This window comes from Candidatus Nitrospira allomarina (assembly GCF_032050975.1).
GTDB classification, from domain to species: domain Bacteria; phylum Nitrospirota; class Nitrospiria; order Nitrospirales; family UBA8639; genus Nitrospira_E; species Nitrospira_E allomarina.
Genome location: NZ_CP116967.1, coordinates 947,908 through 960,331, shown reverse-complemented (window position 1 = coordinate 960,331; position 12,424 = coordinate 947,908). Strand labels below are relative to the sequence as shown.

Annotated in this window: 11 protein-coding genes; all 11 read left to right on the top strand. The window is 51.9% G+C overall.

All coding sequences use genetic code 11. The features are described from left to right. Positions 1–53: 53 nt before the first annotated feature. The 11 genes from PP769_RS04120 to PP769_RS04070 all read left to right on the top strand — a co-directional run bounded on the left by PP769_RS04120 (position 54) and on the right by PP769_RS04070 (position 12,408). Entirely contained in the window at positions 54–839 is a 786-nt protein-coding gene (locus PP769_RS04120; RefSeq protein ID WP_312645532.1) for a hypothetical protein, read from the top strand. 109 nt (positions 840–948) lie between these two features. Then, the gene (locus tag PP769_RS04115; protein ID WP_312645530.1) at positions 949–1,353 is read left to right on the top strand and encodes a hypothetical protein; all 405 of its coding nucleotides are present in this window, start codon (positions 949–951) and stop codon (positions 1,351–1,353) included. A 4-nt stretch (positions 1,354–1,357) separates the two neighbouring features. Next, positions 1,358–2,104, top strand: a complete 747-nt coding sequence (locus tag PP769_RS04110) for a class I SAM-dependent methyltransferase (protein ID WP_312645528.1) — start codon at positions 1,358–1,360, stop codon at positions 2,102–2,104. Positions 2,105–2,342: 238 nt separating this feature from the next. Beyond that, complete coding sequence (locus PP769_RS04105; RefSeq protein WP_312645526.1) at positions 2,343–3,587, top strand: Glu/Leu/Phe/Val family dehydrogenase; 1,245 nt, start codon at positions 2,343–2,345, stop codon at positions 3,585–3,587. Between the two features lie 220 nt (positions 3,588–3,807). Then, on the top strand, positions 3,808–4,812 hold the full coding sequence (locus tag PP769_RS04100; protein WP_312645523.1) for a glycosyltransferase family 2 protein: 1,005 nt from the start codon (positions 3,808–3,810) through the stop codon (positions 4,810–4,812). Positions 4,813–4,829: 17 nt separating this feature from the next. Beyond that, on the top strand, positions 4,830–5,894 hold the full coding sequence (locus tag PP769_RS04095) for a Gfo/Idh/MocA family protein (protein WP_312645520.1): 1,065 nt from the start codon (positions 4,830–4,832) through the stop codon (positions 5,892–5,894). Between the two features lie 314 nt (positions 5,895–6,208). After that, entirely contained in the window at positions 6,209–7,216 is a 1,008-nt protein-coding gene (locus PP769_RS04090; protein ID WP_312645518.1) for a glycosyltransferase, read from the top strand. After that, positions 7,213–8,112 carry a glycosyltransferase family 2 protein gene (locus PP769_RS04085; RefSeq protein ID WP_312645516.1) on the top strand — a complete coding sequence of 300 codons (900 nt, stop codon included), beginning with the start codon at positions 7,213–7,215 and terminating at the stop codon, positions 8,110–8,112. Before PP769_RS04090 ends, PP769_RS04085 begins: the two co-directional genes overlap by 4 nt. A 453-nt stretch (positions 8,113–8,565) precedes the next feature. Beyond that, positions 8,566–9,792, top strand: coding sequence for a glycosyltransferase family 4 protein (locus PP769_RS04080; protein WP_312645514.1), 1,227 nt, complete (start codon positions 8,566–8,568; stop codon positions 9,790–9,792). Next, complete coding sequence (locus tag PP769_RS04075; protein WP_312645512.1) at positions 9,779–11,161, top strand: cytochrome P450; 1,383 nt, start codon at positions 9,779–9,781, stop codon at positions 11,159–11,161. The genes PP769_RS04080 and PP769_RS04075 overlap by 14 nt, the downstream gene beginning before the upstream one ends. A 62-nt stretch (positions 11,162–11,223) precedes the next feature. Then, positions 11,224–12,408 (top strand): glycosyltransferase, encoded by a 1,185-nt coding sequence (locus PP769_RS04070; RefSeq protein ID WP_312645510.1) that lies wholly within the window; start codon positions 11,224–11,226, stop codon positions 12,406–12,408. Positions 12,409–12,424: the final 16 nt, after the last annotated feature.

The following is a 12,424-nucleotide window of genomic DNA, read 5'->3' as shown; positions in this document are numbered from 1 at the left end:
TTTGCTTGAGGTTGGTCATCGGCGTAATGAGTCTCTGGGAGTTGGAAATGGGCATGGCTAATCAGAAAATTCCCCGCTTCAACGACTGGGCGTGGTGGCTCTATGAGCATGCGCCAGCCGGCCTGGACCATGCAGCCAAGAGATGTGCCCCGTGGGTCTTGCCATGGGTTGCGCTTCGCGTACCTGTCGCTATTCTGCGAGGGCGAACCAGACATTCCGAGCGATCGGGAAACATCGTAGTGGCAGGCCTTCAACCCTGGGCCGATTACCTGCCGCGTCGCTTCTTTGCATGTGCGCCTCGGCGAGAGGTCGTTGGAGCCGTGCCTGTATGGTCCCTTCCTTCGTTCCTAAAACGTTTGGCTGTCGATACGGACCTTATTGTTGCGCGCGTCGATCGTGTCTCTGCCCGCCTCTTTTTTGAAGACGGTTACCTTGTGGTTCCCGAAAGCATCGGCTGCCGACTTGTACTGCCGGTCGATTTTGACAAGCTTGCACGTGCCAGCCGCAGCGTAAAGGAAGATTTGGTTACCCTCCGGCGTGAGGGTTTCACGATGGAGGTCTCACATAGGGAGGCAGACTGCGAAACGTTTTACTCATCAATGTATCTTCCTTTCGTCCAGAAGCGGCACGGAGAGTTCGCCGTGATCCATAACGTGCATCAGCTCCGTCGAAAGTTTCGTCGTGGGGGACTCATCTGGCTGCGGCGGGGCGACCATCGCATTGCCGCGGCGTTGTTTGAGCAGGAAGGTGAGGTCTTCCGTGGAGTGGCTTTGGGAACAGCAGGGGGGGATCTCACGCTGATGAAACAGGGGTGCCCTTGCGGCACTCTACATTTTTGAAATTAAGTGCGCCCAAGAGAGTAGATGTGCAAGCATTGACTTCGGTGGCACTCCGCCGATTCTCAATGACGGACTTCTTCGCTTCAAGAGGAAGTGGGGAGTCCAGCTCATGGATGAAAACCAGACTCCCTATGATTACCTGATCCGGTGGGAGCGACCGAATGAGCAGGTCCTCGAATTTCTTGCTGATGTGCCGTTAATTTTCAAGAACCACGGTCACCTGGCGGGGCTGACTGCTCTCAGGCTCAATGGCATAGCCCACGAGGACCAAGCGTCTATGATGCATCGCTCGTTGTGGATCGCAGGGCTGCAGCGACTCTTTGTGGCGGTGCCAACCGGATGTGGTTCACAGGAGATGGGTGCGCTTCCCAGCCAGAATAGAGGCGCGATATCTCCTGTTGGCGGGACGGAGTTCTGCGATTTTGAACAGATTCTTTCTACGTTAGGGGGGAATCAGCGGACATCGTCAAAATCGCATGGGAATCCCGAGGTGGGCAAAAAGATTACGAGGTGATTACATGTTTTCGGAATATCGCGCAATTTTCAAAAAACGAGGCCATCTATATCATCAGGCAATGATCCGGTACCCCAATGCTCGTGCAGAAGAATTTCTTCATATCGTTCGTATGGCCGACATGAAAGACGGAGATATCGTTTGTGATATTCCTTCCGGCGGTGGGTACTTAAGGCACTATGTGGATCGGGCCACGGCTCTTTGCCATATCGAAACCTCAGAGGTGTTTGCCGCTCTCTGCAGAGCGAATGGCGCCCTCCACGTGTTGCTCTCAACTCTTGAGGATATTCCTGTCGAGACCGGGGCGGTGGATAAAATTATCAGCCTCGCGGCCTTGCACCATGTCGATGAAAAAACCCGGTTCTTCTCAGAAGCGTATCGAATGTTAAGAAAGGGCGGGACGCTTACCATTGCTGACGTACAAGCGGGTTCGGCCGTTTCCGAATTTCTGGACGGTTTTGTCAACGAACACAGTACAATGGGACACAAAGGCACTTATATCTCCGCCGAAACTCAAGATGAGATTGAACGATGGGGATTTACTGTGAGGGAGTCTTCGTTGATCCCCTTTCACTGGGAGTTTGACTCTCCCCAGGCCATGGGACGATTTTCTCAACTGTTGTTCGGGATCGATAAAGCAGACTCTGCTCAGGTAGTAGAGGGTATCCGAAAGCACCTGGGCCATGATCTCGACAGCAACGCGTGTCGCATGAATTGGGAGCTGTTATTCCTCAATGCAAAAAAGCCCTAGACAGCAATCGTGTCCGGCGATATTGGGTATCTGTGAGAAGATCCTCTAAAACCAATGTCGGATCTTTGATGATTTTTTAAGAACATGAAGTTTGGAATTTATTTCATAAGCCTCGGGCAAGAAACGACAACCGGTTCTTGCGTGAGCAGGTTTTTTGCACCTATCAAGATATCCCGCATGCTATCTCATCGGCCACTTCATGGTTGTTCGAGTATTGAAGTCTTGAAAGGGATTCTCGATGGCCTCTTTACTCAGGGTAGGTGACTGCGTGGATGTGCATCGGGAGTTGAGGGATGACAACCAACTTGTCTGCACGGTTGCTCGAGGTTCAGAAGTCATGGGGTGCGTCGTCGTTGACTCGACCGTATGTGGCATCTCGCGAGGGGGGCTTCGCATGTCTACCGATGTGAGCGAAGCAGAAGTGCGTGGTCTGGCCCGTACCATGACACTCAAGTGCGGATTCTTAAGACAACCACAAGGTGGCGCGAAAGCAGGCGTAAGGTTCAACCCGGAGGCTCCGCTCGCAGAACGTCGGCAGCACTTGGAAGCGTTTGGGCGAGCGATTGCTCCGCTTCTGATCCACCGCATCTTTATTCCGGGCCCTGATATGGGTACGGATGACACAGACATCCGCGCGATGCTCGATGCGGTTGGAGTGAAGCTCAAAAGGCGGGAATTGCGCGACACGCAATCGGGTCAGTACACGGCGGCGACCGTGTTCATCAGTGCCAAACGGGCGATCCAGCATTTGGGCCTGACGCTCCCTCGCTGTACGGTAGCCATTGAAGGCTTCGGCAAGGTGGGGAGTGCCTTGGCCAGCCTGTTGGACGAAGCCAATGTCAAGGTGGTGGCAATCTCCACCGAGAGGGGAGCGATTACGAACCCGCATGGTCTGAATGTGAAACAGCTCAACCAACTCGCCGACCGGGTCGGCAGCCGCGTGGTGGATTATTATGCCGATGCCGAACGTATTTCCTGCGCTGAATTGTTGGAATTGCCAGTGGATCTGTTCTGCCCTTGTGCGACCCATCACAGTCTCCATGCTGACAATGCTCATCGTGTGCTCGCGCGCATTATCTGCCCCGGAGCCAACAACCCAGTGACGGCCGAAGCCGAGAAAATTCTGTTTGAACGGGGATTGGTGTATCTTCCCGATTTCGTCGCAAACTGTGGCGGGATACTCGGTAGTACGATGGCCTTCGCCTCGATGAAAAGGGAGCAGATCATCTCGACCATGGAACGTTATCTCGGCGATCGAGTCGCCTGGTTGCTGAAGGAGGCGAGGCTCCGGAAGGTATCGCCGCGCAAAATTGCCGAACCGTTTGCGAGACAACGCTTTGAGGAGATTCAGCGAACCGCTGCCCACCCGTCGCTCCGTGGAAAGCTCGTTGCCGCCGGGGTAGAGCTCTATACTCGGGGTTGGGTCCCCGGTGTTCTTGTGGCGGCTCTGGCGCAACCGTACTTTGCCAAGAGGTTGGCTTGAATGGCTCGTGGATTTTGACGGTGTGCTAAGGGGATGTGGTCCTCCGTTGGTGGTCTCCGATACTTACCGTCTGTCTGCCCGTGCACGGCACGGAGATACTTTTTGACACTTCCATTATTAAGAATACTTGTAGACAGGCGAAGGGGATCATTCGGGCTCAGAACGGTTTTGGGTGGTATCCTTTATAAAGGCTCATGAAAAAAAGGCGAAGGTGAATAAAGTGAACGACCAACAAGTTCCTACACGTGATATGGACCGGGGAAAGGCTCCGCTTCTTTCCGTGATTCTGGCAACTCCTGCGGGGTATGGCACCATCCGAAAAACGGTTTCGCATCTTCGGTCTCAAACCGCACGTTCGTCATTGGAACTAGTAATCGTGACGCCTTCGAAGGTGCAGTTGAACCTGGAGGTGGATCAATTGAATGAGTTTGCCTGTTATCAGGTGGTCGAGATCAAGAAATTTCAGTCCATTGGACAGGCAAACGCTGCGGGAATTCGTCAAGCGGCAGCCCCGATTGTGGCATTAGCTGAAGACCATTGTTTTCCCGATCCGCAATGGGCGGAGAATTTTATTACCTCCCATCAGGGCCCCTGGGTTGCCGTGGGACCCGGGGTCAGAAATGCCAATCCCAATACTGCCGTGAGTTGGGCAGATCTGTTCATTGGCTACGGTCCCTGGCTGGCACCTGCACCTTCCAGGGAAGCTGATTTTTTGCCGGGGCATAATACCAGTTACAAGCGAGAGATTTTGCTCGGCTATGGCGATCAATTGGATGCCATGATGGAAGCCGAGACAGTTCTCCACTGGGATCTTCGTGGAAAGGGGCATCGATTGTATATGGAGTCGACAGCGAGTGTCGCCCATACGAATTTTTCTCTATGGTCTTCCTGGGTGCCAGCTCAGTTCTATAATGGCCGTCTCTTCGCCGGAGCCAGAGCCCGGCAAAAGTCTCTGCCATGGCGCTTCATGTTTGCTCTGGGGTCGCCTCTTATTCCAATTGTCCGGCTGTGGCGGATTTGGACGGGACTCTCTTCTCAGGACTTAAAGATTCGATTTCTGTCCTGTCTTCCTGCCTTGATAATTGGGTTGGTGATTGATGGAATGGGCCAAATGGCTGGCTATGCGTTAGGAACAGGAAATGCCCTGGACAAGGTAGCCAGATTTGAGGTTGATCGGTTCAAACACATTCGAGAGCAGGATCGATTGGAAATTCTGGGGTTTTAAAACAGTGTGGAGGATGTATGAAATCCGATGAAAAGCCGCCAGTCAGAATAGGAATGGTCGGTTGTGGGCGGGCCACGACGGTGCTTCACCTGCCCGCATTACAATTTGTGCCTGGTGCAAAGGTGGTGGCGTTAGCCGATCCCAATCCAGAGGCACTTCATCGCGCCTCCCATCAACTCGCGGTAGAACAGTGTGTTTCTGACTATAGAGCCTTGCTTGAGAACCCGACAATTGAGGCGATCGCCATTTGTTCCCCGGTGCAGTTCCATGTTGAGATCGCCCTGGCAGCATTGGATGCTGGTAAGCACCTCTTTATCGAGAAGCCATTGAGCTTGACCCTTGAGGAATGTGATCGACTCATCGATCGGGCAGCAGGGTTACCTCTTCAAATCATGTTGGGCTTTAATACCCGTTGGCATCGGTTAACCCGACAGGCCCGGATTTTGTTTCAGCAAGGTACTGTTGGACCCCTTGAAGTTGTTCGCAGCAATCTGTTGACGAATTACAATAAAGATCTCCCCGAATGGAGAAAGAGGCGAAATTCAGGCGGGGGCGTTCTGCTTGAGATGGCAATGCATCATTTCGATCTCTGGAAGTATGTATTAGATGAAGAGGTGGAGGAAATCAGTGCACACAGTCGGTCGGGAACCTGGGAGGATGAATCGGCGACGGTTACCGCTCGCTTGGGTTGCGGCGCCCTTGCTTCGGCGACTTTTTCCGAATGTGCAATTCAAACGAACAGTATGGAGATTTATGGACGAAATGGAGCACTAGGAATTGACTTTTATCGTTTTGATGGGTTGGAAACTTCCACCACATTCGAAAATTCGGGGAATATTCAAACACGAATTAGAAGTTTGAGGAAGTTTGTTAAAGAATTCCCCGAAGCGATCGCCACGAATCGGCAGGGTGGAGAATGGCGCCGATCTTATATAGAAGAATGGCGACATTTTATCGGCTCAGTCCGTGGGGGTGGCCGAATCGAATGCGGTTTAGAAGATGGACGGCGTGCCTTGGCTGTTGCCTTGGCTGCGTTGGAGTCTGCAGCCACGGGAAAGGCAGTTACCGTTGCCAAGGGATAGCAAGGTATTGAAGTACGCTGGCCTGGGTAGTTTAACAAGCTGGTCCATTGCCTACTGCAAGGATGTTCGCGGATTTTATGGCTCCTTGTTGCAAAGAAATCCTCGCGTATGCCCTTAGATCCGGTCACGCAACCTGGCAGCCAGTTCCTTTCGTAATTCTGACAACATCCGGACACGTCGTAGGCCTTTACTGCATGCGTGAGGCGTGTTTTCTCATCCTCCGAAAGTTATAGAAGAGATGCTTTAATGAACAACCATGCCACGTGCTAATCTTCATCTCGTGGCCATGCCGTTGCGAACTGAGAATTATCCAGATGATTGCTTCGAAACAACCGGTCGGCCAGAAACTTGTCATCACATTCTGCTATCGGGGTTTTGCTGCAAGATATGGGACTCCCCCTCGTGTAGTGGTTTCCATTCTTGAAAAGGCCGGGCATCAGGTAAGGCAGATCAAAGATGGGCCATTGTATCTTGCACCCGATAGTGTCCTTTGGGTCTGGGGAAATACGAATTGGTATCCTGGACTCTTTGCGCAACTCACGGCCATCAATCAAGCGCAAAGGCCTCTGGTTATACTCTGGCACACGGAACCTCTCCCACCTCCGAGCGCGGCTGGTTTGCCATGGCCGCGATTGAATTGGTGGGAGACGCCAAAGCTCATCCTTCGCAGTTCCGAAGCGACGGATGTCTACACGAATTATCTTGTATTGCGTCGTTGGGTGAGGAATGGACTTCCGGATATCCTTGTGGCTGCTACATTAGGACGCAGGGATTTTCTTTCTGAGCGAGGCATAGAGGCCGATTGGGTTCCACTAGGATACGAGCCCTCATGTGGGCAGGACTTGGACCTGCCCAGGGATATCGACGTGCTGTTCCTTGGAGCCCAGGATGTCCCCCGCCGGAATCGTCTCTTGGAGCGCCTGCGGAAAAGCGGAATTCGGATACATGTAGTGGGTAGTTATACGAATCAGGGATGTTGGGGAAAGGATAGGACTGAATTACTGAATCGGACGAAAATACTTCTCAACCTGTCAAGAACACCTGGAGAGTTTCCGGATCTCCGCTTGATCCTGGGGATGGCAAACAAGGCGCTGGTTGTATCCGAACCGATATACCGCCCAGACCCTTTTGTGCCCGATCAGCATTTTATCAGCGCCTCGATAGATGAGATGCCTGAAATGATTCGTCACTACTTGGCTCATGATGAGATGCGTGCTTCAATCAGTGAACGGGCTCATGGACTGATCACTCGGGTGGTGACAATGGAACGATCGGTAAGCCGAATCGTTGAGCTCATTTCCAATGCCACCGAGCATTCATGAAGACGTCTGTACCTATCTTTTCTATCGTGATTCCTACCTACAATAGACCGAAGCAACTTGCTGCCTGCTTACAGTCCTGTGGACGGCTTGACTATCCACATGACCGGTTCGAGATCATTATCGTGGATGATGGGAGCCCGGATCCCGTCGAAGTGCACAAGAAGGATGGGTCCAATCTTCCGAAAATTACCTGTCTGCGTCAATTTAATGCCGGTCCGGGTTCGGCTCGCAATATGGGGGCGCAGCATGCACGGGGAGACATTCTGGCTTTTACGGACGATGACTGCGCACCGACCAAACAGTGGTTAAGGGAACTTGCCCAATCCTTCAATGATGTTCCAACAGGGCTTGTCGGCGGGCGGACTGTTAATGGACTGGTCGACAATATTTTTTCGATCGCTAGCCAAATAATTATCGATGAGGCCTATGCATATTTCCTCGGTAGGGATAGTGGCCTCGGGTTTTTCGCGGCGAACAATATGGCGGTTTCTAGGAAGCTCTTTCAGGAAAGCGGAGGGTTCGATTCATCCTTCCGTACTTCAGAAGATCGAGAATTTTGTGACCGGTGGACACGGCAAGGACACCCCCTTGTGTATACTACTAGGGCCATTGTCCATCACTATCACCAACTCAACCTGACGGCATTCTGTCGACAACACTTTTCCTATGGGCGTGGTGCATATCAGTTTCATCGCACGCGAGCACGATGCGCTCCTAGTCTTTTGAAGCCTGATCCACGGTTCTATGCTTCGGTATTCCGCCGTGCGCTTTCAGGAAAGAAGCCACTCCACATGACCGGGTTGATGATCCTTTGGCAGATGGCGAATCTGGCAGGATTTTTATGGCAGGCCGCTCATCACGCACCTGTATCTACCAAAAGAGCCTCTTGTGAGTAAAACCAGTGCCTTAAAACCAATCACGTGGCGGCCATCCATCGTCATGATCCAGGAACGACAAGCACTAAATGACAAACAAACTACCCTATCAATCATCGTGGATTGGGACTACGCAGCAGGGGAAGAGAAATTGTGACATGACCTTCACCGAGGCTTGCGTGCAAGTGTGGGCCAAGAAGGGCTGCCTGCCGACCGTTTTATGCTCGTCGAGTCATGACGATTCCAAGGCCGGCTTTTGGGTACTGTGATCGAAATATCCCCTCTATGAAGGTCCTATACATCGATCTTGAATTATCCTACGAATTGAAAAACCGGGCACAGGGAGCGCCACAAGGGATTGGGTAGCGTTGTCCTTTATTTTGAGGCCTGCATCCAAAAACGGATGACAGAGGTTAAGCAGGTCAGCGATTTCGCCGAAAAACTGGCTTACGGGGCTATCTGATGCGCTTTTGTATGGTCACCACCTTTTATCCGCCTTACCATTTCGGTGGGGATGCCATTTTTGTGCAGGCACTGGCTCGCGCATTGGTCTCGGAAGGGCATCATGTGGAAGTGGTGCATTGCGAAGATGCCTATCGCCTGCGTGGCAGGAAACAGACTGCTGAGCAGGCTGAGCAGGACGGGGTTGTGGTGCATCGTCTTCGCAATCCTTTCGGGATGCTGTCTCCGATGATTACCCAGCAATTAGGCATGCCGGGGGTCAAAGCCGCACAACTTCGGACGCTTCTCGGATCTGAGTATGACGTGGTGAACTTTCACAATATCTCATTGATCGGGGGACCCGGTGTGCTCCAGATGAGTCGAGCACCTGTGACGCTGTATACCTTGCATGAACATTGGCTGGTCTGTCCAATGCACATCTTCTGGAAAAATAACCAACGAGCATGTGATAGCCCACAATGTATTCGCTGCTGCATACGTTCGAGAGTTCCGCCTCAATTTTGGCGATACACCAGACTCATTGAGCGAAGCTTGGCTAATGTTGATGCCCTCCTTGCGCCAAGTACCTACACGGCAGAGCGGCATAAAAATCTCCTACAGACGCCACCGATACATGTCTTGCCAACCTTCTCCGGGTTGGACCCGACATTGGACGGGAACCCTCTCTCTCAAAACCGAAAATGTTTTCTGTACGTGGGCCGGGTCACGGCTTCGAAAGGCATTGCCAACCTTCTGAAAGAATTTGTGGGGTTCAGCGAATACGATCTTGTGGTTGTTGGAGGTGGGGACTTATTGCTCACGCTCCAACGGCAATACGCCGAGCACCGTCACATTCAATTTCTAGGCCATCTTTCTCAAGAACAACTCGGGCCTTGGTATCAAAAGGCCACGGCCCTGGTTCTCCCTTCGCTCGCTCCGGAGGTGTTCCCCTTAACCATACTGGAAGCCTTTGCCCATGGCACGCCGGCCATCGTTCATCATGCCGGTGGGAGTCGTGAAGCGGTTGATAAGACAGGCGGGGGAGTGGTGTATCACTCCCCTGAAGAGTTACATGATGCCGTTACGTTGCTGGGAAAAAATTTCCAGCTTTGTAAGAATCTCGGACAACGGGCGCGTTTAGGCTATGAACAATGGTATTCCCAGAAAAAATACTTGGAACGCTACCTGCAACTCATCCAAGAGATAGGTAAGGAAAAATTTTTAACTTGGCAGGAAGCACCAATTTATGAGCAACGATGAATCACGAAAGGAGCCTTCGGGCCCTAGAGGGTACCCTCTTCTCGGCCATATCCCTGGTTTTCTATGGGACAGACTCGGGTTTCTCTCACGTTGCGCGGCTGAATATGGGGATGTGGTGAAACTTAAAATCGGAGAGCCCACCTTCCTGCTAAACAATCCTGAAGACATTAAACATGTGCTGGTGACCCATTCCGACAATTTTGACAAAGGGCCACGCCTTACCAGTCCAAAAGGCAAGCGATTATCCGGCGACGGGTTGCTGACCAGTCTGGGATCGGTCCATCTCAGGCAGCGAATGATGATGCAACCGGTGTTCTATCGAACATCTATTAACGTCTTTGCGGAGACGATAATCAGTGGTGTTGAAAAGATGATTGCTGAATGGAAAAACGGCACCGAGCTCAATATCGGGCAGGCAATGATGGAACTGGCGCAAGACAATATTATCAAGACGGCCTTTGGTCGTCGCTTTGATGATTCCTCCGGCGCGTTGGCCACCGCCATTACCATCAGGAAGAGGTATGTTGAACATGTGCAATTTTCACTACTCCCATTTTCTGAATACCTTCCTCCAATGTTATGGCGTGAATATCAGCAGGCGATGAAGCGAATCAATGATACCATTGCCTGGGAGATTGACATGCGCCGCCGGGCCCCTGAGCCGTCTCACGATTTGTTGTCCCTGCTTATGCATACCAAATACGCAGATGGAACCGGAATGACGGACAAGCAAATCCGTGACGAATTCTTAACCCTCTTTAGTGCAGGATATGAAACTATCGGGGAAGCTTTAACCTGGACGTGGTATCTGCTCTCGCAGCATCCGGAAGTGGAAGCCAGACTTCACGAGGAACTTCGCGAAGTGCTAGGCGGTCGTGTCCCAGGTGCTGATGATTTATCTAAGCTTCGTTATACCGGTATGATTTTAGCCGAGTCGATGCGTCTGTATCCCCCAACGTGGATTTTTATCCGCATGGCTCGACAAGATGCTGTCCTTCCAAGCGGCTTCACCATTCCTGCCGGTTCAAAACTATACCTCTGTCAGTATGTCATGCATCGGAATGTCCGGTATTGGCCAAATCCGGAACGCTTTGATCCGGAACGTTTCACCGAACAAGCCATAAAAGCACGAACCAAATTCGCGTATTTTCCGTTCGGCGGGGGGATCCGGGTCTGTATCGGCGAAGCGTTCGCCAAAATGGAATGCATCTTGGCGCTGGCCTATATGGCTCAGCGGCTCGCTCTCATGTTAATGCCGGGACAGAAAATTGTACCAAAACCCCATATGACTTTACGTCCCAAAAAAGAAATTATGATGCGGGTACAAGAGCGGGATCAACGAGAGCTCATATCCCAGGTCCAACGATAAAACGGGAAAATGGTGAATACGCCTTGATGTCCCAATTGCACTTTCCGGAAGACCAACCAAACATGTCTGTTGAGGGACGAAATGTCACTCTGACCCAACTCAAAATTCTCTTTGTCATTGATAGTTTAGGTACGGGGGGAGCTGAGCTTGACCTAGCTGAAAAGTTGCCTCATCTTCGTTATCTTGGGGTGGTCATCATCGTAGTAAGTTTTCGTCACCGGCAGGAAGGAGTTCAGTCGGCGCTTCAAGGGCAGGGATTTGATGTGAGAATTTTGCCTGACATGGGGCTTATCAGGCGGACCGCAGCATTGCGACACATTATTCGAACTGAACAACCGGACCTGATCCAGACAGTGTTGTTCCACGCCGATATCGCGGGCCGGCTGGCCGCGATCGGAACTTCCGCCAGGGTTGTCAGCCGGCTTGTCAACACGGATTACGATTTGGTGCGGCTTATGGATCCAAACATCAACATACTAAGATTCCGGCTGGCTCGATTTATCGACGGTTGGACGGCCCGACACCTGACGCATCATATTTACGCCAATTCGAATGTGGTGAAAACGGCGGCCATGAGCCATCTGGGCATTCCATCGGAGAAAATAACGGTGATCAAAGAAGCTCGTGACGCAGTACGTTTGGGGAAGCCGTCCATTCAACGGAGAAATCGAGCGCGATTAAGTTTAGGATTGGATGAAGATCAGAGAGTGATCGTTACCATAGGACGACAGGACTTCCAAAAAGGTCAGCGATATTTGCTGGAGGCCATGGCCATGCTGGTCTCGAAGCACCCGAATCTCGTTCTCCTCGTGGCCGGCCGGTCGGGAGACGTCTCGGGTGAACTTGAAAGTCTCCGAAATCGCCTTGGGTTGCAAAATCGGGTGCATTTTCTTGGACACCGGGAGGATGTCCCCGAAATCCTGGCAGCAGCGGATCTTTTTGCCTTTCCATCCTTCTATGAGGGGCTTCCCGGGGCCGTGATTGAGGCAATGGCATTGGGATTACCCATCGTAGCTTCGGATATTGACCCAGTCCGGGAGACGGTGGAGGTGGGCCAGAACGCGATTCTGGTGAAGCCCGCCTCACCTGTCGAACTCGCGTCTGCGATTGAAGATATTCTGATTGACCCCCAGAGGGCGCATGTCTTGGGTGTGCGAAGCCGGGAGATCTATGAAAAACGGTTTACTCTTGAGCAGAGCCTGGGTCGTTTGATGGAGTTTTATCGACAAGTCGTGTCCATAATCTGAAGAAACTCATTTATTA